General features: G+C 66.9%; 19 protein-coding genes. 9 read left to right on the plus strand and 10 right to left on the minus strand.

Annotation, left to right across the window (positions count from 1 at the left end):
- Positions 1–16 precede the first annotated feature (16 nt).
- A complete protein-coding gene (locus OG876_RS10345; protein ID WP_328524580.1) occupies positions 17–532 on the minus strand; it encodes a histidine phosphatase family protein in 516 nt (171 codons plus the stop codon).
- 94 nt (positions 533–626) lie between these two features.
- Here OG876_RS10345 and OG876_RS10350 point away from each other — a divergent pair, with 94 nt between their 5' ends.
- The 4 genes from OG876_RS10350 to OG876_RS10365 all read left to right on the plus strand — a co-directional run bounded on the left by OG876_RS10350 (position 627) and on the right by OG876_RS10365 (position 4332).
- Positions 627–2486 (plus strand): acyl-CoA dehydrogenase, encoded by a 1860-nt coding sequence (locus OG876_RS10350; RefSeq protein WP_328524581.1) that lies wholly within the window; start codon positions 627–629, stop codon positions 2484–2486.
- Between the two features lie 347 nt (positions 2487–2833).
- A complete protein-coding gene (locus tag OG876_RS10355; protein ID WP_328524582.1) occupies positions 2834–3067 on the plus strand; it encodes a hypothetical protein in 234 nt (77 codons plus the stop codon).
- 118 nt (positions 3068–3185) lie between these two features.
- Entirely contained in the window at positions 3186–3959 is a 774-nt protein-coding gene (locus OG876_RS10360; protein ID WP_328524583.1) for a DUF4097 family beta strand repeat-containing protein, read from the plus strand.
- A gap of 124 nt (positions 3960–4083) precedes the next feature.
- Positions 4084–4332, plus strand: coding sequence for a DUF6458 family protein (locus OG876_RS10365; RefSeq protein WP_328524584.1), 249 nt, complete (start codon positions 4084–4086; stop codon positions 4330–4332).
- Between the two features lie 3 nt (positions 4333–4335).
- Here OG876_RS10365 and OG876_RS10370 read toward each other — a convergent pair whose 3' ends face one another.
- Positions 4336–6117 carry an NHL domain-containing thioredoxin family protein gene (locus OG876_RS10370; protein WP_328524585.1) on the minus strand — a complete coding sequence of 594 codons (1782 nt, stop codon included), beginning with the start codon at positions 6115–6117 and terminating at the stop codon, positions 4336–4338.
- Positions 6118–6569: 452 nt separating this feature from the next.
- Between OG876_RS10370 and OG876_RS10375 the strand changes: the two genes are divergently transcribed.
- The 3 genes from OG876_RS10375 (at position 6570) to OG876_RS10385 (ending at position 9039) form a co-directional block, all read left to right on the plus strand.
- Positions 6570–6698 carry a hypothetical protein gene (locus OG876_RS10375; protein ID WP_328524586.1) on the plus strand — a complete coding sequence of 43 codons (129 nt, stop codon included), beginning with the start codon at positions 6570–6572 and terminating at the stop codon, positions 6696–6698.
- A gap of 414 nt (positions 6699–7112) precedes the next feature.
- Positions 7113–7679 carry an SLATT domain-containing protein gene (locus OG876_RS10380; RefSeq protein WP_328524587.1) on the plus strand — a complete coding sequence of 189 codons (567 nt, stop codon included), beginning with the start codon at positions 7113–7115 and terminating at the stop codon, positions 7677–7679.
- 115 nt (positions 7680–7794) lie between these two features.
- The gene (locus tag OG876_RS10385; RefSeq protein WP_328524588.1) at positions 7795–9039 is read left to right on the plus strand and encodes an RNA-directed DNA polymerase; all 1245 of its coding nucleotides are present in this window, start codon (positions 7795–7797) and stop codon (positions 9037–9039) included.
- A gap of 15 nt (positions 9040–9054) precedes the next feature.
- On the opposite strand, the gene OG876_RS10390 is transcribed toward OG876_RS10385, so the two are convergent.
- The 8 genes from OG876_RS10390 to paaN form a co-directional block, all read right to left on the minus strand.
- Positions 9055–10689, minus strand: coding sequence for a hypothetical protein (locus OG876_RS10390; RefSeq protein ID WP_328524589.1), 1635 nt, complete (start codon positions 10687–10689; stop codon positions 9055–9057).
- Between the two features lie 138 nt (positions 10690–10827).
- Positions 10828–11721, minus strand: coding sequence for a carbohydrate ABC transporter permease (locus OG876_RS10395; RefSeq protein WP_328524590.1), 894 nt, complete (start codon positions 11719–11721; stop codon positions 10828–10830).
- Positions 11718–12617: a carbohydrate ABC transporter permease gene (locus tag OG876_RS10400; RefSeq protein WP_328524591.1), complete on the minus strand. Its 900-nt coding sequence runs from the start codon at positions 12615–12617 to the stop codon at positions 11718–11720. Before OG876_RS10400 ends, OG876_RS10395 begins: the two co-directional genes overlap by 4 nt.
- A 55-nt stretch (positions 12618–12672) precedes the next feature.
- Positions 12673–13956: an ABC transporter substrate-binding protein gene (locus tag OG876_RS10405; protein ID WP_328524592.1), complete on the minus strand. Its 1284-nt coding sequence runs from the start codon at positions 13954–13956 to the stop codon at positions 12673–12675.
- Between the two features lie 198 nt (positions 13957–14154).
- Positions 14155–15186 (minus strand): zinc-dependent alcohol dehydrogenase family protein, encoded by a 1032-nt coding sequence (locus OG876_RS10410; RefSeq protein WP_328524593.1) that lies wholly within the window; start codon positions 15184–15186, stop codon positions 14155–14157.
- A 9-nt stretch (positions 15187–15195) separates the two neighbouring features.
- Positions 15196–15714, minus strand: coding sequence for a flavin reductase family protein (locus OG876_RS10415; protein ID WP_328524594.1), 519 nt, complete (start codon positions 15712–15714; stop codon positions 15196–15198).
- Positions 15715–15727: 13 nt separating this feature from the next.
- Positions 15728–17110, minus strand: coding sequence for a serine hydrolase domain-containing protein (locus OG876_RS10420; protein WP_328524595.1), 1383 nt, complete (start codon positions 17108–17110; stop codon positions 15728–15730).
- A complete protein-coding gene (gene paaN, locus OG876_RS10425; protein ID WP_328524596.1) occupies positions 17103–18782 on the minus strand; it encodes a phenylacetic acid degradation protein PaaN in 1680 nt (559 codons plus the stop codon). Before paaN ends, OG876_RS10420 begins: the two co-directional genes overlap by 8 nt.
- Before the next feature lie 101 nt (positions 18783–18883).
- Between paaN and paaI the strand changes: the two genes are divergently transcribed.
- Both paaI and pcaF read left to right on the plus strand, forming a co-directional pair.
- On the plus strand, positions 18884–19312 hold the full coding sequence (gene paaI / locus OG876_RS10430; protein ID WP_328524597.1) for a hydroxyphenylacetyl-CoA thioesterase PaaI: 429 nt from the start codon (positions 18884–18886) through the stop codon (positions 19310–19312).
- Positions 19309–20511, plus strand: a complete 1203-nt coding sequence (pcaF, locus tag OG876_RS10435) for a 3-oxoadipyl-CoA thiolase (protein ID WP_328524598.1) — start codon at positions 19309–19311, stop codon at positions 20509–20511. Before paaI ends, pcaF begins: the two co-directional genes overlap by 4 nt.
- Positions 20512–20518 lie beyond the last annotated feature (7 nt).

Below are 20518 nucleotides of genomic sequence, written 5' to 3' on the forward strand. Positions count from 1 at the left end.
GACTCGGGGCTCAGGGCTACAACTCGTACTCCCAGCCCGGTTGCCAGTTGAACGGGGCAACGATCAGCTCGGCCATCGGCGCGCGGCTGCCGAGGAGGTGTTCCAGCGCCCACCGGTTGGCGGAATGTGCCACGACAAGGACGGTTGCGTGGTCGTACCACCGCTTGACGTCGGCCAGGAACGAGCGGGTCAGCTCGACCACGTCGTCGTAGCTCTGCCCGCCGGGGAACGGTTCGTGGACGCGCTCGATCCGCGGGTCGAGCGCGTCCACCGGCGCGCCGTTCAGTTCGCCGTAGTTGCATTCGCGGAGCCGCCAGTCGACGAAGTGCGGGGCGGCCAGACCGGCCAGCTCGACCGTGTCGACCGCCCGCCGCAGATCGGAGCTGAACACGACGTCGACGTCCTTCCGTCGTGGGCCCAGCTCCGCGGCCAGCCGGAGCCCTTCCGCCGACAGCTCGCCAGGCAACCAGCCGGTCGCGATGCCGCGTTCGTTGTCGAGCGTGATCGAGTGCGTCTCGTAAATCAGCTTCATACCTCACACCCAATCGCACTTTGCCTTCATTACCGGCGGGTATATACTTAAGTTACTCGTGAGTACAATGCTGCGAAGAGGTAGGGGAGCCCCTGTGAGCCACTACAAGTCGAATCTGCGGGACATCGAGTTCAACCTGCTCGAGGTCCTGGGCCGTGACGAGGTGCTCGGGCAGGGCCCGTACGCCGACATGGACGTCGACACCGCGCGCGAGGTGCTGGCGGAGATCGACCGCCTGGCCAAGCACGAGCTGGCCGGGTCCTTCGCCGAGGCCGACCGCAACCCGCCGGTCTTCGACCCGGACACGCACGAGGTCCGGATGCCCGAGGCGTTCAAGAAGAGCTACCACGCCTACATGGATGCCGAGTGGTTCAAGCTCGAGCTGCCCGCCGAGCTGGGCGGCCAGCCGACCCCGCCGTCGCTGCGCTGGGCCGCCGCGGAGCTGGTGCTTGGCGCCAACCCGGCTGTGCACATGTACGCCGCCGGCCCCAACTTCGCGCACGTGCTCTGGCGCAACGGCACCGAGCGGGACCAGAAGATCGCGCACCACATCATCGAGCGCGGCTGGGGCGCCACCATGGTGCTGACCGAGCCGGACGCCGGATCCGATGTGGGCGCCGGGCGGACGAAGGCGACGCTGCAGGAGGACGGCAGCTGGCACATCGAGGGCGTCAAGCGGTTCATCACCTCGGGCGAGCACGACCTGACCGAGAACATCATCCACCTCGTCCTCGCGCGGCCGCAGGGCATCGACGGTGTCGGTGGCCCGGGGACCAAGGGCCTGAGCCTCTTCGTCGTCCCGAAGTACGACTTCGACCTGGAGACCGGCGAGCTGACCGGGGAGCGCAACGGCGCCTTCGTCACGAACGTCGAGAAGAAGATGGGCATCAAGGTCTCCACGACCTGCGAGATCACCTTCGGCGACGGCGTACCGGCCAAGGGCTGGCTGCTCGGCGAGGTGCACGACGGCATCGCGCAGATGTTCCAGGTGATCGAGTACGCGCGGATGATGGTCGGCACGAAGGCGATCGCCACGCTCTCCACCGGCTACCTGAACGCGCTCGAGTACGCGAAGGAGCGGGTGCAGGGTGCCGACCTGACCCAGCCGGCCAAGGACGCACCGCGGGTGACGATCACGCACCACCCGGACGTCCGCCGTTCGCTGATGACACAGAAGGCGTACGCCGAGGCGCTGCGGGCGCTGGTGTTGTTCACCGCGACGTACCAGGATCGCGCGGAGCAGGCCCGGTACGCCGGTGAGCACGACGCGGTCGCCGAAGGGGTGAACGACCTGCTGCTGCCGCTGGTCAAGGGCTACGGCTCGGAGAAGTCGTGGACGCTGCTCGGCACCGAGTCGCTGCAGACCTTCGGTGGGTCCGGCTTCCTGCAGGACTACCCGATCGAGCAGTACGTGCGGGACGCGAAGATCGACACGCTCTACGAAGGCACGACCGCGATCCAGGGCCAGGACCTGTTCTTCCGCAAGATCATCAAGGACCAGGGCAAGGCGCTGGGCCACCTGGCCGACCTGATCCAGGGCTTCGTCGCCTCGGAGGCGGGCAACGGCCGGTTGAAGGAGGAGCGGGCGCTGCTGGCGAAGGGCCTGGAGGACACCCAGAAGATCCTGGGCGTGATGGGCCAGGCGCTGATGGCGAGCAACCCGCAGGCGGAGAACGGCGACCCGCGCAACATCTACAAGGTCGGCCTGAACACGTCGCGGCTGCTGTACGTCCTCGGTGACGTGGTCTGCTCCTGGCTGATGCTGCGTCAGGCCGAGGTCGCGCTGAACGCTCTCGGCGGCGAGCTCTCCCCCGCCGACCAGGACTTCTACTCCGGCAAGGTCGCGGCGGCCCAGTGGTTCGTCCGCTCCACGATGCCGACGGTCCGGGCCGAGCGCATCAAGGCCGAGCTCACCGACCTCGACATCATGGACCTGCCCGAGTCCGCGTTCTGAGTTTCCAGCCCCTCCGGCTCGACCACTTGCGCGGGTCGAGCCGGAGGCTCGAAACCCTCGGGGCAGATTGATCTGCCCCGGTCTGCCCCACGATCTGCCCTGGTGAGGACGTGGCTGGTGTAGCAACGTTTCTGCCGGTGGCAACACCACGACCCTGGCTTGGCTTCCCCTGTCCGAGCCAGGGTCGCGTCACGCCCGGCGATGTCCACCCGAGCGACGCCGGCGCCTGGTCCGCGAGAACACCGACGTCCTGCTGGACAAGGCGCGCCGCGAGTACGACGTGTCCGTGGCGTTCGCGGCCGGTCGTACGGCGAACGCCCGTACCGGAGTTGTGCGCCTTCAATCCCTTGCACGGAAGGGCCGGCCGGAAGGCGACGCAGGTCGAGGCCGACGGGACGACGCTGACGCTGCCGTTGTGTGCCGAGTGCCGTCAGGCGCTGAAGCGCGGGACGGCGCCGGCGTCGTTGCCGGGCGACGACGGGCCGTACTGGTACGACGACACCCTCTGGGCCCGGACGTTCTACGGCACGACCGGCGACGAGCTCGCCGCGGCCACCTCCCGGGGCGAGCTGCACCGCTGACTCAGGCTTCCCTGAGGAGCCGCTCAGGGAAGCCTCCGGGGGTCTGCCGGATCCTCCGCCACCGCGCCCGCGCCTACTGTCGAGCCGACAAGGGTGGGCGGGGTACGAGAAGAGGCGGATGATGGCGGAGACCAAGCAGCTCGGGGCGATCCTTCTGGTGGCTGCGGCGGGGCTGGCGTTCTGGCAGTTCGGGGACCGGGACTCCGACGACACTCACCAGGTCGACGAGCGGATCACCACGGTCCAGCTGGCCGCCGAGAGCGCCGACATCACCATCAAGGTGTCCGACGACGACAAGACCACGGTCCAGGAGAAGCGCACGTACTGGCTCTGGAAGCACGGCGACGCGTACTCCGTGAAGGACGGCGTCCTCAAGCTCGACGGCGACTGCGGCTGGCAGTGCAGGTCCGACTTCGTGGTGACGGTCCCGCGCGGCACCAAGGTGACCGGCGACAACGGCAGCGGCGACCTGTCGATCTCCGGCGTGAGCGGGGTGGACGCGAAGTCGCGGTCCGGCAAGATCGAGCTCGACGATGTCAGCGGCGACGTGAAGCTCGACCTCACCTCGGGCGACGTCGAGATCGGCGATCTCACCGGCAAGCTGGACGTCACAGCGAACTCCGGCGACATCACGGCCTCCGGTCTGAAGGGCGGCCCGGTGAACGTCCAGACCAGCTCCGGGGACATCGAACTCGGGCTGGCCGAGGCGAACGACGTACACGCCAAGGGCACCAGCAGCGATATCGAGGTGACCGCTCCGTCCGGCGGTTACAACGTCAGCACCGACACCCGCAGCGGGGACGTCGACAACGAGCTGGGCGACGACCCGAACGGGTCCCACACCATCGACGCGAGCACCGTGAGCGGCGACATCGACCTCCGCACCAACTGATCAGTCAGGTTTGGCGGCGGGTACCAATTGAGTGCCGGGTGGTGCACAAGACACCGGTGTTGATGGATAACGCCGTCTCGGCGGAGTAGCGTCGGGGCATAGGGGACGTCACTAGGAGGCTCGCGTGAGCATCGGTGTGGGGATCTTTCTGATGGTCGTCGGCGCCATTCTGGCGTTCGCCGTCCGGGACTCATGGGACGCCGTCAACCTGACGGTGGTGGGCTACATCCTGATCCTGGCCGGTCTGGCCGGCATCGCGTTGTCCTTCTACATCACCAACCGGCGCCGTCGCGTCGACACCGACGCGATCGACCCAGCGGTCGAGGAGGAGTACCGGGTCGTCGAGGAGCACCACCGCGACATCCAGGAGTAGAGCTCAGGCGGTCGCGCCTGACAGCACCAGTTCCAGCCGGGCGGGGCCGTCCGCCGTGACGCGGATCGGCAGGCCCCAGTCCTGCCGGTGCATGTGGCATGCCGGGAACTCGACCTCGGCCGAGTCGTCGCAGGAAGCAGCCTGTACGGCGACGTGCAGCACCCCGTCCCCGACCCGCTCATCGATGACGAGCCGGCGCGTCAGGTCGGTCGAGTCGCCCGCGCCCTCACGGAGCAGGCTCTCCGGCGTGGACGACACCAGTAACCGCGTCGACGGTCCGTACCGGTTGTCCAGCTTCTGCCCGGGCGGCGGCGTGAACACGACCTCCAACGTCACCTCGCCGCCCGCGAGGTCCATCGGCGGCCGTTGCGTCCGGGTGCTGAACTCGTCCACCGTCGCCGACGCGCCCAGCGGGACCCGGGTCAGCCGGTGCGCGGCCGACTCGACCACCAGCAGTTCGTTGCCCACGACAACAGCACCGCTCGGCTCGGCCAGGCCGGTCGCCATCGTGTCGACCACGTCGGTGCGCGGGTCATAGCGACGTACGGCGCCGTTGTAGGTGTCGGCGATCGCGATCGAACCATCGCGGAGCACGGTCACACCGAGCGGATGCTGGAGCAGCGCCTCGCTCGCCTTGCCGTCACGCAGCCCGAAGTCGAACAGGCCGGTGCCGACCGCGGTGTGCACCTCGGTGTCGATCCAGCGCAGCGCGGAGATCTCGGAGTCGGCCAGCCAGAGCCGGTCCCCGTCCACCGCGAGACCACTCGTCTGCGCGAACCACGCCTCGGCGAGCGGGCCGTCCTTCAGCCCCTCGTTCGTGGTGCCCGCGGCAACTTCTGTGACCTTGCGGAACGGATCGTACGTCCACAACTGATGGACGCCGGCCATCGCGATCCACACCTTGTCCTGCCACCACGCGACATCCCACGGTGAACTGAGGACGTCCGTGCCGTCGCCGTCCATCCATTGCTTGCCGGTGCCAACGAGTGTCGTCACCTCGCCGGTGTACAAGGTGATCCCGCGCAGTGCGTGGTTCACCGTGTCCGCGACCACGACGTCGTACCCGACCCTCGCCGCCACCTCGTCCGGCAGCAGGGTCAACCCGTTCGGCTCGGAGAACCGCGCCTCGGACGCGCCGCCGTCGACGAATCCACGCTCACCGGTGCCGATCCGCCGGACGACGGTCTCCGCGTCGGCTGCGAGCTCGACGAGGCTGTGGTTCCCGGCGTCCGCGACCAGGAATCCGTTGTCCAGCGCAACGATCTTCGCCGGGAAGCGCAGATCCCTGGGCTCCGGGGTGGGAGCGACGTACGGCGAGTTGCCTCGGGTCAGCGTGCCGGCCTGCTCGTGCTCGGCGATCAACTCGGTCAGCAGCGCGTCCAGGGCGTGCGCGTGGCCCTCGCCCGAGTACTGCGCGACGATGTAGCCGTTCGGATCCACCAGTACGAGCGTCGGCCAGGCGCGGGCCGTGTAGTTCTGCCAGGTGATCAGCTCCGGATCATCCAGCACGGGGTGACCCACCTCGTACCGCTCCACGGCAGCCCGGACCGCGGCTTCCTCCCCCTCGTGCGCGAACTTCGGCGAATGTACGCCGACGATCACCAGCGCATCGCCGTACTTCTCCTCCAGCGGCCGCAACTCGTCCAGCACATGCAGACAGTTGATGCAGCAGAACGCCCAGAAATCCAGCAACAGAAAGCGGCCCCGGAAGTCCGAGAGCTTCAGCTCCCGTCCCCCGGTGTTCAACCACCCACGACCCTTGAGCTCCGGCGCACGCACATGCATGGTCCCCATTGTCCGCCGCCGCACAACTCCCTCCGGTCCACCCAGGAGGTGCGGACCCGGGCTCCAGAGCTGCTCCAACGGCAGGGGATTCATCAGCAGCCAGGTGGCCGACCTGCGACTTCTGCTGTCAGCCGGTCCAGGTCCTCCGGCGAGAGCACGCGGGACGCCAGCCGTCGATCGAAACGGGGGTGCAGTCGGTCGCGGAACGGCCGCCAGACCGTTCATCCACGGCGGAACCGAGCGCGCCGATCAACTCCCCCACCGAGCGGGCGGTTCGACTGGACAGCCGAACTGGACTCGTGTGGTGTCTGCGGCTGATTTCATCGCGGCCTCGGCCTGGCGTTGGTAGACCCGCTCGCAGTCGAGCACGTTCGCGCCGGCTGGATCATGACCGGCCGTCGCGACCTCGCTGACGGACGAGCATCACGAACCTCCGTCTCTCCCGTGGCGATATGGACGCGCAGCTTGCCAAGGTGCTAGTCACGGACCTGCGCGATCCCGGGCCGATCCGCGAGCAAGTCGAGCGCGACCGCTTCGCGGACCCGAACACCTGCAACCTGCAGGACGCGATCCACTTCTGAACTCGCTTCGCTTCTGGCGACTCCAACGCGGCCCATGCCGCCTACGACCGGGCACTCGGACACGAGCCCTTGCGTACGCCACCGTCATGATCTGTCGCCGGAGATCTGATGAGCCCGCACCTGAGCCTGCTACTACATAACGCTGATTACAAGCAACTGGGTATCCAATTGCCACGCTTGAATCCCGTGATACAAGCGATTGACCGCCACCTATTCTGATCCGATTACGGGAAACGTCTCGTGGTGTGTAGACTCCACCTCGGTCCGGCCACTCGCTCGACCCCGGCGGGTCGGGCAGAACTGATAATGGCGACTTTTGTCGTTCACCTCTTGAGGTGAGGCTCTTCATGGGCGGTGATTGATTTGCGACGCGGTCGAAAGCGGCCAGTGGCCGGACCAACTCACTCTGGAAACTTGGCCGATGCGGTCGAGCGGCTTGAGGAGAGAGCCTTTAAGACCTACAAATCGAGGCTCGCGGCGCATCATCGTCTGAGCAGCAGGAACAACGCCTGGAATGCATCTCTGATTGCCCTCTCAACAGCAACTACGATTGCCTCCGTCGGCCTGCTGAGCGACGCCGCCATGTATGGCGAACGAGGCGAGACGCTCCTCGCGGCACTTGCCATCCTTGCCCTGGTCGCGTCGCTCGTCGTGGCGAACATGAACTATGGCGCTCGAAGCCGGAGCATGGAGGCGAACTACAAACGCATCCAGCAGATCTCTATGGATGCCGAGAACCTCAGGCTTGGGACCATGGAGCTAACTGAGAAGGCCTTCCTCACGCTCCAACGGGAGTATGGCATTGCGGTAGAATCCTCGGAAAATCATTCCCAAGGTGACTATGGGCGAACCTCCAAGGTGAAGAGCCTTCGCGGCGAACAAAGGCGCGACACAGCGATCACGCTCGCTCCATACCTATCCATCATCGCACCGATCCTGATCGTGATTCCATTCGTCCAATGGATCGTCAATGGCTGGTAGGAACGCAGCCAGAGTATTTCAGAGCGTAACCGCACCCAGAAATCTTCGGCGAATCTACAGGGATCATGTTGAGTCCAGCAATGCCCGTGGGCGCGATGGCATAGACGGACCCGCCTTGCGGGACGAGATCCGAGCCATCTGCAGTAGCTTGTCGCGCAACTTGAGATCGGGAACGTTTCGCTTCACGCAGTACCGCTTGCTGCTCGTTTCCAAGGGTCCAGGCAAACCGCCCCGTGAAATCGCCGTGCCGACCGCAAGAGACCGGATCGTCCTTCGCGCATTGGCCAATTTGATCATTGAGATATATCCGGGCACTCGCGGCGAAATTCCGCAGGCAAAGGTCCAGAACGTCCGAAACTATCTTGATTCTGGCCAGTTTGACACGTATATCCGCATTGATATAGAGAACTTCTATCCTTCGATCCGACATAGCGATCTATTCAAAGCGCTGAGCGGCAAAGTGCGAAAGAAGGTCATCGCTCAAGCTCTACGAGACGCTCTTGAGACACCGACGGTGCCCGACGGTTCACCGAAGCGCCCCGCGAGCGGCCGGAACAAGCACGGAGTTCCTCAAGGATTAGCGATTTCGAACCCACTCGCCGAGCTAATCTTGGCGGACATTGACCGGATCTTCGATGCTCGACACGATGTCGCCTACGTTCGGTTTGTCGACGACATACTCATCTTGTGCCAAGACGCAGCCTCTAAATCGATCGAGACGGACTGTGTTGATCGCCTGAGGATGCTAGGCCTAGAGGCTCATCATTCATCACCCAAGGGTGGCAAATCTTCTCACGGTCCGGTGGCAGACGGATTTGACTACTTAGGGTACAAATTTCACCCAGGATTAACCACGGTACGTCAGTCGAGTGTTGCGCGAATTGAATCGTCGCTCGCCCGAGCATTCACAGCCTACAAGAAACACAGCCAGGAGCGTCCGAGCGAAGAACATCTCGCGTTCCAGAGATGCTTGTGGCAAGTGAACCTCACAATCAGCGGCTGCATCTACAAGACCGCTGCCCGCGGCTGGTTACAGTACTACCGACAGATGGATGACCTGATATTGCTGAACAAACTTGATGCGACCGTCACTCGCTTCGCTAAGAGATTCGGCCTTGCTAAGCAGTTCACCCCCAAGAGATTCTTGCGAGCCTATTGGGAAATTCGCCACCCGCGTTCTGGATCAAAGTATGTGCCGAACTTCGATACATATACGATCGATGAAAGGCGCACCGCCCTCCTAGACCTTGGCATCGGGCGGGTATCGGCTATGAGCGATAAGCAGGTCAATGCGACATTCTTCACGATCGTCAACAAGGCAGTGTCGCGACTTGAGCACGATATCGGCCTTACATCGTGAGGGAGTGCGGGGATCTTAGCGGGGGAGGATGAGGGTGTCGGTGAGGAGTTTGGCGGTTTTGCGGAGGGTGGCGGGGGACGAGGAGAGGTCGGCGGCCAGGGCGTAAGGGGTCAGGGTCTCGCCGGGGCCGACGAGGCGGTGGCGGTGGGCCAGGAGCCAGACGATGGCGCGGGGCCAGGTCGAGAGGCGGGCCTTGGTGAGGAGGTCGGGGGCGTCGCGGACCAGGCGCTCGGCGATGTCGAAGGCGTCGGGGGCGTAGGCGTTGCCCAACGTCTCGCCGGCCATCAGCCAGGCGTGTGGGGCCAGGACCGAGAGGGTGGCGGCCTGGGACTTGTCCAGGCCGTGCAGGTCCGGCTGCGGTGGTGAACCCAGGCCGGAGAGCGCTCGGTAGGCGTCTTCCAGGTCGTTGGTGGTGTCGTCGAGGAAGACCCGCTCGCCCGGCTTGGAGCCGATCGGGTCGATCATCGCGGCAGCCTCCAGAGCCGGCGTCCAGACGTCCACCGCGTCGACCGCCTCGTCGATGGCGTCCAGCGGCAGGTGGGTCCGCTCCCCGGCGAACTCCAGCCACGCCTTCACCGCCACTGGAACCGCTTCGAAGTAAGTGCTGTCGGCGAGCACCTTGCGCGGCAACCAGTGCGCCAGGAAGAGCTCCACCAGTACGGCGCTCACCCGCAACGGACCGCCGACGGTGTGATCCACCGCGTGGTCGATCCACAACCGGATGATGTCCGCGGCGTCCTCCGACAACCCCATGGCGTGCCGCGATTCGAGGAACTCGTCGACCAGATGATCCCGCTGCCGAGGTGACAGCAACGGCCGGATCGGCGGCCTGATCGGGCGCTCCGGCAACTGCGTCAGCCGGTTCACCAGCAGTCCGGAGAAGAACTCGAAGTCCTCGCTCACCGGCGGATCGTCGTAGTCATCAGTCTCGCCGAGCGCCTGCAGGATGATCCCGGCCGCGGTCGACGGGCGCACGGTCCGGATCGTCACCCGGCCGCCGCGCTGATACGCCTCCAGCACCCGATCCACCGGCGGCCCGACGAACACGTCCTTCACGATCGCGCCGAGGTTGTTGTCGATGAAGACCACCACGGTGTGCGGATGCTGCTCGTCGTCGTAGTCGAGCACGACGCTCAATCCGTCGCCGGTGATGTCTTCCGACACGATCGCGCTGGTCAGCCGGAACCCGGCGATCCGGGTCACCCACTCCGGCACCTCGGCCTGTGTGCGCAAGCGGGACAGATGGGCCCGCTGCAGCGGCAGCCGCCCGGCCGGACCGACCGTGCGGGCCAGGCTCGTCAACAGCACGAAGGAGTCCACATCGCGGCGCTCACCGAGCACCCGGGCGGCGTCGGCCCAGAAGAACCGCTCCACCTCGCCGATCTCGTCCGGACGCCCGGCCGGCCACAACTGGTCCGCGAGCATCGCGGCCGATCGCGCGACCGAGGCCTCGGCGATCACCGGGTGCAGTGCGCGGGGCGCGGCGGCGAGGTCGAGGGAGAGCGTTTCCTGCAGGGTCTCCAGCACGGCGACGCTGGGCGTGATGTCGACATCGACACCTGCCGTCGGTCCGTGGGGTGAGCCGGGTGTCGAGCCGACCAGCCGCAGATGGCTGCGTCGTCCGTCCCGGCCGCGGGGAGACTTGGTCACGTTCGTGAGGTTACCGTCCGGCGACAGTCCCCCGCAGGCCCCTGCGCGCGTCCTGTGGACAACTGTGCCTTTGGCCGCGCCTCCGGCACGGCGGGTCATGGGGCCTTGGCTCCCGGCCCCATGACCACACCTGACCGCCTAGCCCTTGAGGGCGCCCGCCATCAGGCCGCCGATGAACCAGCGGCCCAGCAGGATGTAGACCAGCAGGGTCGGGAACGACGAGATCAGCGCACCCGCCATGCTGGCCGCGTAGTCGACCTTCTGCCCGCCTGCCAGTGCGGCCAGGCCCAGCGTGACCGGGCCGTTCTGCTGCGTGGTGAGGAACAGGGCGAACAGGAAGTCGTTCCAGACCGAGGTGAACTGCCAGATCAGCGTCACCACGAACCCGGAGATCGAGATCGGCAGGATGATCCGGGCATAGGTCTGGACCAGCCCCGCGCCGTCCACCCGGGCCGACTCGATGATCTCGTTCGGCACGATGGTCGCGTAGTAGTTCCGGAAGATCAGCGTGCAGATCGGGATGCCGTAGATGCAGTGCGCGATGATCAGCGTCGGAATACCCCGGGTGACGTTCAGGTCGGTGAAGGTCACCCGCAGCGGCAGCATCACCGCCTGGTAGGGGATGAACATCCCGAACAGGATGAACGCGAACACGATGTTCGCGCCCGGGAACCGCCAGCGCGCCAGCACGAACCCGTTGACGGACCCGATCATCGACGAGATGATCGCGGCCGGGATCGCCAGCGACAGCGACCGGACGAGGTACGGCTGCAGTACGTCCCAGGCCTTGCTCCACGGCTCCAGCGTCCAGACCTGCGGCAAGTTCCACTGCGCGGCGGCAGTGGTGTCACTGGACGTCTTGAAGCTGCCGACCACCACGACGTACACCGGGATGAGGACGAACAGCAGGAAGAGCAGCAGCAGGAGGTACTTGATCGACCGGCTCAGCCGGGTCGTCCCATCGGCACCGGTCCGTGGCTTGTGACGGATCGCTGCCGCAGTGGTGCCGGTGGCGGCATCGACGGCGGTCATTCGTTGGTCTCCTGCCGGACGGTGTACGCGACGTACGGAATGACGAGTACGGCGACGACCGCGAGCATCACGATCGCGATCGCGGCCGCCTTGGCCTGGTCGCCGCGCAGCAAGGTGTTCCACATCAGGATCGAGGGCACCTCGGTGCGGAACTGGTTCGGCCCGGTGATCGCGTAGATCAGGTCGAACAGCTTGAGCGACATGTGGCCGAGGATGATCAGCGCCGACAGCGCGATCGGCGACAGCTGCGGGAACAGCACGTGCCGGTACAGCTTGAACTCCGACGCACCGTCGACCCGCGCCGCCTCGCGCAGCTCCGGCGGGATGCCCCGGAAACCGGCCAGGAACAGCGCCATGATGTATCCGGACAGCTGCCAGACCGCAGGCAGGGCGATGGAAGCCATCGTCGTCCATCTGCTTCCGGCGGTCCACCAGGCATTCTCCAGGAAATGCAGCTGGAGAAGCTCGAACAGCCGGTTCAGCCCGCGCGCGTCGTCACCCTGGGACGGGTTCAGCAACCAGCCCCAGACGACACCCGAGGCGATCATCGAGATCGCCATCGGGAAGAGGAAGATCGACCGGAACACGCCCTCGCCGGTGACCCCCTTCTCCAGCAGCAGCGCCCAGACCAGGCCGAAGATCAGCGTGCCCACGATGAACAGCACCGTGAGCACGCCGAGGTTCTTCAGCGAGTTGAGGAACCGGTCCTCATGGAACAGGTTCGTGTAGTTCTCGAACCCGACGTAGTCCGCCGAGCCCTTGCGGGCGGTGTGCCGATCGGTCAGAGACGTGTTGAACGTCCAGGCGATCAGCCCGTACACGAAGTACCCGAGCAGCAGCACCGTCGGCAGCAGCACCAGGGCACCGGGTCCCCAGGTGCGGATTCTTCCGTGCATGCTCAGCCCTCCACCACGACGACAACCACGTGACCGGTCCTCAACTCGCAGCGCATCAGCTCGTCTTCATCGCGTTACCGAGCGCTGTCTGCAGCTTGGCGACGTCCGGGCTACCGCTGAACTGGCTGATCGCGGACAGGATGTCGTTGTTCTGGCCCAGCGTGCACGCAGCACCGTGAGCGCAGGACGGGACGATCGTGTCCTTCTTCCAGTCCGCCATCGCGCCCTGCTGGTACTTCGGGTAGTCCGCCGGGTCGGCGTCCGAGCGGGCCGGGATCGAGCCCTTCTTGGTGTTGAACGCCTTCTGGCCCTCGGCCGAACCGACGGTCTTCAGCCAGCACTTCGCACCGTCGGGGTCCGCGCCGTTGGTCGGCAGCGTGAACGAGTCCGCCAGGAACTGGAAGTTGCCCGCGGTACCCGGCGCCGGCCAGTAGGTGTACGCCGAGTCCGGCACCTTGTCGGCCAACTGCTGCGCGGCGACCCAGTCACCCATCAGCGTGTAGCCGGCCTGGCCCTTGTTCACGTACCCCAGCGCGTCCGGCCAGTCGATCGCCTCGCGGTCGGCGTTGGTGTAGGTCAGCAGCGTCTTGTACTTGTTCAGCGCGGCAGTCACGTCCGCACCGGACCAGTCGGTCTTGCCGTCCCACAGACCCTTGAACTTGTCCGCGCCCAGATCGGCCAGCAGCACGGCCTCGACCAGCATCTCCTGGGCGAAGCCCTTGGAGATGGCCAGCGGCGCCTTCACACCGGCGGCCTTGAGCTTTTCCATGTCCGCGATCCACGCGTCCACGGTGGCCGGCGCGGTGGCACCGTCGATGTTGGCCTTCTTCAGCACGGCGGGGTTGGCCCAGACCACGTTCGCCCGGTGGATGTTGGCCGGGATCGAGTAGATCTTGCCGTCGACGGTCAGGTTGTCCACCAGGTTCTGCGGGAAGGCTTTGTCCAGCCCGTAGTCCTTGTACAGCTGACTGACGTCGTCGACCTGACCGGCGTTGATGTAGTCCTTCAGCTCCGCACCGGCGTGCGCCTGGAACGTCGACGGCGGCTTGCCCGCCTGCAGGTCGTTGGCCAGCACCTGCTTCGCGTTCGACCCGGCGCCACCAGCGACCGCGGAGTTGACGAACTTGAAGTCCTTGCAGTCGGTGCCGAACACCGACACGAGGCCGTCCAGACCGGCCTTCTCACCACCGTCGGCCCACCAGGTGAAGACAGTGACGTCCTTGTTCGCGGACGAGTCCCCGCCGCCGCTGCTGTTGTCGTCGCTGTTCCCGCAGGCGCTGACTGCGAGAAGACCCGCTGCACCCACCAGCGCCAGGGTCTTACTCAGACCACCACGCATGATTCACTCTCCGATCATTGGATGGAGCCGCCTGTGACAACGATGCCCCCTTGACGGTGCAACTCTGGGCACGCCGCGCGCCGAGTGTCAACGCTCCGCGCAGGCGCGTTGCGCAGACGTGACCACGAGTCCTTCGATGGTGTGAGAGCGCGCACATTCGACGCGCGATCGAGCACCGCGCGCAGTCGCGCTGTTCATTCAGGGACGCAGCAGAACCTTGATGGCCCGCCGTTCGTGCATGGCTTTGTAGCCCTCGGCCACTTCTGCCAGCGGCAACTCCGAGTCGAAGACCCTTCCGGGGTTGATCTCACCGGCCAGCACGTCGGCCATCAGATCCGGCAGATAGGCCCGCACCGGCGCCGCTCCACCGGCCAGTCCGACGTTGCGCCGGAACATCGTCGGGATCGGCGCCTCGACCCCGTGCGGCACGCCGACGAAGCCGACCGTGGCCCCGGCCCGGGCGACGTCGAACGCGGTCGTCATCGCCTGTCCGGTCCCGACACATTCCAGTACGGCGTCCGCCCCGACCCCATCGGTCAGTTCCAGTACGGCGTCCCGCGCGGCATCACCACGTTCGGAAATGATGTCCGTGGCACCGAATTCCGCCGCAAGCTTCTGCCGGGGTTCGTGCCGCGACATCGCGACCACCCGCTCGGCACCCATCCGTGCAGCCGCGAGTACGCCGCACAGCCCGACCGCACCGTCGCCGACCACGACGACCGTGTCGCCCGCCTTCACGCGAGCGGCCCGGGCGGCGTGCCAGCCGGTGCCCATCACGTCGGAGAGTGTGAGCAGTGACGGGACGAGCGAATCGTCCGGCACCTCGGGCGTTGCCACCAGCGTGCCATCGGCGTACGGGAGCTTGACGTACTCACCCTGGCCACCGTCGGCCTGGTCGCTGCCGTAGCCGACCATGTTCTGGCAGGCGGTCTGGTAGCCGGCCAGGCAGTGCGGGCAGGTGCCGTCGCTCACCACGAACGGCGCGATGACGAAGTCGCCGGGCTTGACCGTGCGTACGTCGCCGCCGATCTCCTCGACGATGCCGACGAACTCGTGCCCGATCCGCCGGCCCGGGGTGACCTTGTTCTCCCCGCGGTACGGCCACAGGTCGGACCCACAGATGCACGAGGCAACGACTTTCACCAGTGCGTCGGTCGGCCCGTCGATCGTCGGATCCGGCACGTCTTCCAGCCGGATGTCGTACGGCGCATGAATCGTGGTGGCACGCATGAGGTCACCTTAGATCGTGACGTAGCGACCTCGGCGGTGGACCAGGGGTGGGATCTCGTCGGGGGTGAGTTCGACGTGGGCGATCTCCAGTTGGACCTGGAGCGCCCAGCCGACCTCGGGCGGATCGGGGGTGACCAGGGTGCACCCGGCCCAGGTGCTGACACCGACCGGCGCGGGACCCCACTCGGTGTCGGTCCAGTCGATCAGGCGGAACGGTCCACCCGGTGCGGGAGCGACGTATCCGAACGCGTCCGCGAGCTGTTGATGGGGCGCGCCGAGCAACGACACGACCGCAGTCCTTGCCTGACGCAACGTTTCCCACAGGTCCGACTCCGCGTCGATCAACCCGATCACGAACCCCGGCTCGCCGTCGGCGACCAGCATCGACGACACGGTGAGCCCGGCGCGCTCCCCGTCGTACGCCGTCGTCCACAGGCCGACCGGCGACGGCAGTCGCCCGCGGAACCGCCGTACCGGACTCCGCTCGGACTCGGGCGGCAAGAACGGGTGATCGCCGTGGATCGTCATACGGGCACGGTACTTAGGTCCTCGTGACGCGGTCCGGGAGGGTGAAGCGGTCGAGGGGGTGGAGGGTGAGGCCGCTGGAGCCGCGGATCGTCTCGACCTGGCCGTCGGAGTCGAAGGTGAAGCGATAGGACTCGCCGTACGAGCCGTAGCCGGAGCCGCCGGTGACGCGGAGGGTGTCGCCGTCGGCCTCGAGCGGCTGGGGCTCGGTGGTCGGATCCGGGGACGCCGGGTCGGTCGCGTACAGGCGGCCGCCGAGCAGGGCGAAGTCGGTCACGCCCCACAGGTTCGCGAACCGGCCGGTGAAGCGGGCCAGGCCGGTGGCGTCACCGCGCTCCTTCGACGAGGCCAGGTCGATCAGCTTGAGCGCGCCCTCCGCGAGCGGGCCCGCCGTACCGTCGATCGTGTTGGTCAGCACGGACACCACCAGCCTGCGCTCGCCGTCGACGAGCGTCCGGGTGATGTGGCCCGGATACCCGCCGCCGTGGCCGAAGAGGTCGCGTTCGCCCACCTTGGACACGCCCAGGCCGAGGCCGTACCGCGAGTTCTCGTCCCGGCCGGTCGACCACAGCGGATGCTGCATCTCCCGCTTCGACTTGTCCGACAGCAACCGGTCGTCACCGGGCAGGTGAGCGGAGAAGTACGTCACCAGGTCGCGCGCGTTGCCGAAGAACCCGGTCGCCGAGGCCAGGGCGCGCGTGTCGACGTGCTCGATCGGCACCCGCTGGTCAGCGTACGACAGCGCGCTGTAGCCCGCGGCGTACTCGCTCAGCCGGGCCGGATCCAGCTCCGGACCGAGGCCGGTCAGCCCGAGCTTGTCCACGATCGCGGTCTGGACATACGCGTTGTACGACGTCCCGGCAGCCGCCTCGACGACGAGACCGAGCAGGCCGTAGCCGATGTTCGAGTACTTGAAGCGATCGTTCTCCGGTACGACGACCGAGGTGTCGAGCCGCAGGATCGCGAGCAACTCGTCCCGGTCCGGGAAGCTGGTGGCGAGCTGCCACCAGTCCGCGTCCAGGCTGTCGCGGGTGATACCGCCGGCATGTGCCAGCAGCTCCCGGATCGTCCGTTCGCCCAGCGGCGTACCGACGATCTCGGTGACGTGCTGGGACGCCTTGTCGTCCAGCCGCAGCCGCCCCTGTTCGACGAGCTGGAACACCGCAGTTGCGGTGAATGTCTTCGAATGCGACGCGATCCGGAACAGATGCTGCTCGGTCAGCGGTACGGCGTTCTCCACGTCCGCCAGACCGTACGCCGCGGAGAAGGCGATCCCGTCTCCGGCGAACACGGCAGCCTGGACTCCGGGTATGCGCTGATAGCGCTGGTTGAACGCCAGCCAGCTGTCGTAGTAGGTGAGCGCTTCGCGCAGGTTCTCCGGATCCATGGCCTCAGACATGACGCCTAGATTGAATGACGCGGAAGCGACTCGCAACGTAAGCGCCGTCGGTGTATGTCGCATTGGCGGCCGGATTCGCGCCAGTACCGTGGAAATCGCTGAAAGCAGCCGATTGATTGACGAACACCTGACCGGTCAGGTTCTCCGACAGGGCGACGCCGGCGTCGAGTGCGGCCTCGCGCGCCTCGTCGAGCACCTTCGCGTCGGTCGAGTAGATCCCGGCCGTCATCGCGCCGCCCTCGGTGACCGTGGTCCGGAACAGCTCGATCGACTCGTTGGTGTCGGCCGTCTTGACCAGGAACGAGACCGGCCCGAAGCACTCGCGCCCGTACACCTCGGCGTCCTTGGCCTCGATCGCGACCAGCAGCGGCGTGCGGACCACCGCGTCCGGGAAGGCCGGGTGCTGGATCGCGCGCGACTCCAGGACGACGTCGCCGTACTCCGGGGCGAGCTCGAGCCGGCTGATCACGGCCTGGTTCACGATGCCGCCGAGGATCTCGACCGCGCGCGCGTCGTCGCCGAGCAGCTTGCTCATCGCTGTGGCGATCCCGGCGCCGACCTCCTCGAAGGACTTGTGTCCCTCGTCGGTCTCGATCCCGCCGGCCGGGACGAAGAGGTTCTGGGTGGTCGTGCACATCTGGCCCGAGTAGAGGGACAGGGTGAAGGCCAGGTTCCCTGTCAGTGCTTTGAAGGCGTCGGTGGAGTCGATGATGACCGCGTTGACGCCGGCCTTCTCGGTGAACACGGTCGCCTGGGTCGCGTTCTGCTCCAGCCACTCGCCGAACTCGGTCCCGCCGGTGAAGTCGATCAGCTTCACCTCGGGCCGGGTCGCGAGCGGCTTGGCCAGGCCGTCGCCGGCCCGCTCGACGGCCAAGGTGACCAGGTTCGGGTCGAAGCCGGCCTCGGCGAGCACCTCGCGGCAGACGTCGACCGTGATCGCCAGCGGCAGGACCGCGAGCGGATGCGGCTTGACCACCACGGCGTTGCCGGTGACGAGGGAGGCGAACAGGCCGGGCCAGGAGTTCCAGGTCGGGAAGGTGTTGCAGCCGATGACCAGCGCGACGCCGCGGCCGGTGACGGTGAACGTCTTCTCCATCCGGATCGGGTCGCCCTTGGCGGGCTTCTCCCAAACCGCCTCGGCCGGGTAGCGGTTCATCTCCTCGTACGCGTACGCGACCGCCTCGAGCGCCCGGTCCAGCGCATGCGCGCCGCCGGCCTGGAACGCCATCACAAACGCTTGACCGCTGGTGTGCTGGACCGCGTTGGCCAGCTCGAAGACCCGCTTGTGCAGCCGGTCGAGGATCTCCAGCGTGACCCCGGTGCGGGCGTCGATGCCGGCCCGGCGCCAGTCCGCGAGACCCTGCTGGGCCGCCGCGAGCAGGTCATCCAGCCCGTCCTCGACCGTCCGCGGGTAGGAGACGTCCATGGTGATCCCGTACGGCGACTGCTCGGTGACGACCGTGCCCCGGGAACCCGGTGTCTCGACGGCGTACGTCGTACCCAGATGAGCCTCGAACGCCGTCTTGCCGTCGGCGGCCGCGGTCTCGCCGTACACCCGTGGGCTGGGCGACTCTGGGAACGCGGAGAAGTAGCCGCGCCCGTGGATCGCTTTCAGGGCATCGTCGAGTCGCTCGCGGTGGGTGGCGAGCAGGTCGGTGCCGGTCGTGGTCATGGGTTTGCGCTCCAAGCCTCGGGGTCTCACCAGTGATGTTACAGTCGTTGACGCAATCGTCGGTAGGGTGTCACAAGCCAACTTCACGATCGGGCAGATCTATGGGTGATGAGCTCGCCGGCCGGGTGGCCGCGGCGATGTGGGCGGAGGACACCGCCAGCGCCGGCCTGGGCATGCGGCTGGTCGATGTCGGTGAGGGTACGGCGCGAGTCGAGATGCCGGTTCGCGAGGACATGGTCAACGGCCACGGGATCGCGCATGGTGGGTTCGTGTTCAGTCTCGCCGACTCCGCGTTCGCCTTCGCCTGCAACTCGCGCAACCACGTCACCGTCGCGCAGGCCTGCGACATCGTCTTCGTCGCCCCGGCCAAGCGCGGAGACCTGCTCGTCGCCGAGGCCCAGGAGCGGACGTCGTTCGGCCGGAACGCGATCTACGACGTGACGGTCCGCCGCGGCGACGACGTGATCGCCGAGTTCCGCGGCCGCAGCCGCCAGTTGTCCGGCACGATCATCCCCTCGGAGGAATCATGAGCCGCGAGGCGTTTCTGGTGGACGGCGTCCGTACGCCGATCGGCCGGTACGGCGGTGCGCTGTCCGCGGTGCGCCCCGACGACCTGGCGGCGCACGTCGTCTCGTCGTTGCTGAACCGGCAGGCCGTCGACCCCGACCTCATCGACGACGTGATCCTCGGCTGCGCGAACCAGGCCGGCGAGGACAACCGGAACGTGGCCCGGATGGCGGTGCTGCTCTCGGGACTGCCGGTCTCGGTGCCCGGTACGACGATCAACCGGCTGTGCGGCTCGGGTCTGGACGCGGTCGCCTCGGCGGCCCGGTCGATCATTGCCGGGGACAACGACATCGTCATCGCCGGCGGCGTCGAGTCGATGTCGCGGGCACCTTTTGTGATGCCGAAGGCAACGACCGCGTTCTCGCGGCAGGCCGAGATCTTCGACACCACGATCGGCTGGCGGTTCGTGAATCCGGCGCTCAAGGCGCAGTACGGGATCGACTCGATGCCCGAGACCGCCGAGAACGTCGCTGCGGACTATGGAGTCTCCCGCGAGGACCAGGATCTCTTCGCGCTGCGGAGTCAGCAGCGGGCGGCCAAGGCGCAGGCGAACGGGCGGCTGTCCGAAGAGATCGTGGCGGTCGACGTGCCGGGCAAGCGTGGCGCGATCACCGTCGTCGACACCGACGAGCATCCGCGCGAGACGTCCTTGGAGGCTTTGGCGGCATTGAAGACTCCGTTCCGCTCGCCGGGGACGGTCACTGCCGGCAACGCGTCCGGGGTGAACGACGGCGCGGCCGCACTGCTCGTGATGAGCGGCGACGCGGTCGAGCGGCACGGCATGACACCGCTGGCCCGGATCGTCGGTACGGCGGCTGCCGGGGTGCCGCCGCGGATCATGGGCATCGGCCCGGCACCCGCCACCCGCAAACTCCTCGACCGCACCGGTGTCGCACTGTCCGACATCGGCGTGATCGAGCTGAACGAGGCGTTCGCCTCGCAGTCCCTCGCCGTACTGCGCGAGCTCGGGCTGCCCGACGACGCCGAGCATGTCAACCCGAACGGCGGCGCCATCGCCCTGGGCCACCCACTGGGGATGTCCGGCGCCCGCCTCGCTCTCACCGCCGCCCTGGAGCTTCGCCACCGCGACGCCGGGTATGCGCTGGCCACCATGTGCATCGGCGTAGGCCAGGGCATCGCGACCCTGCTCGCCCGTCCCTAGGAGTCTT

Origin of the sequence: Kribbella sp. NBC_00359 (assembly GCF_036097425.1) — a bacterium.
Lineage (GTDB): Bacteria > Actinomycetota > Actinomycetes > Propionibacteriales > Kribbellaceae > Kribbella.

Bases quoted from the DNA above. Each gene is read 5' to 3' on its own strand.
- paaN (WP_328524596.1), bottom strand. From the start codon at position 18,782: ATGACCACGACCGGCACCGACCTGCTCGCCACCCACCGCGAGCGACTC.
- pcaF (WP_328524598.1), top strand. From the start codon at position 19,309: ATGAGCCGCGAGGCGTTTCTGGTGGACGGCGTCCGTACGCCGATCGGC.
- OG876_RS10420 (WP_328524595.1), bottom strand. From the start codon at position 17,110: ATGTCTGAGGCCATGGATCCGGAGAACCTGCGCGAAGCGCTCACCTAC.
- OG876_RS10415 (WP_328524594.1), bottom strand. From the start codon at position 15,714: ATGACGATCCACGGCGATCACCCGTTCTTGCCGCCCGAGTCCGAGCGG.
- OG876_RS10345 (WP_328524580.1), bottom strand. From the start codon at position 532: ATGAAGCTGATTTACGAGACGCACTCGATCACGCTCGACAACGAACGC.
- OG876_RS10405 (WP_328524592.1), bottom strand. From the start codon at position 13,956: ATGCGTGGTGGTCTGAGTAAGACCCTGGCGCTGGTGGGTGCAGCGGGT.
- OG876_RS10375 (WP_328524586.1), top strand. From the start codon at position 6,570: ATGGACGCGCAGCTTGCCAAGGTGCTAGTCACGGACCTGCGCGATCCC.
- OG876_RS10400 (WP_328524591.1), bottom strand. From the start codon at position 12,617: ATGCACGGAAGAATCCGCACCTGGGGACCCGGTGCCCTGGTGCTGCTG.
- OG876_RS10360 (WP_328524583.1), top strand. From the start codon at position 3,186: ATGATGGCGGAGACCAAGCAGCTCGGGGCGATCCTTCTGGTGGCTGCG.
- paaI (WP_328524597.1), top strand. From the start codon at position 18,884: ATGGGTGATGAGCTCGCCGGCCGGGTGGCCGCGGCGATGTGGGCGGAG.
- OG876_RS10370 (WP_328524585.1), bottom strand. From the start codon at position 6,117: ATGCATGTGCGTGCGCCGGAGCTCAAGGGTCGTGGGTGGTTGAACACC.
- OG876_RS10410 (WP_328524593.1), bottom strand. From the start codon at position 15,186: ATGCGTGCCACCACGATTCATGCGCCGTACGACATCCGGCTGGAAGAC.
- OG876_RS10395 (WP_328524590.1), bottom strand. From the start codon at position 11,721: ATGACCGCCGTCGATGCCGCCACCGGCACCACTGCGGCAGCGATCCGT.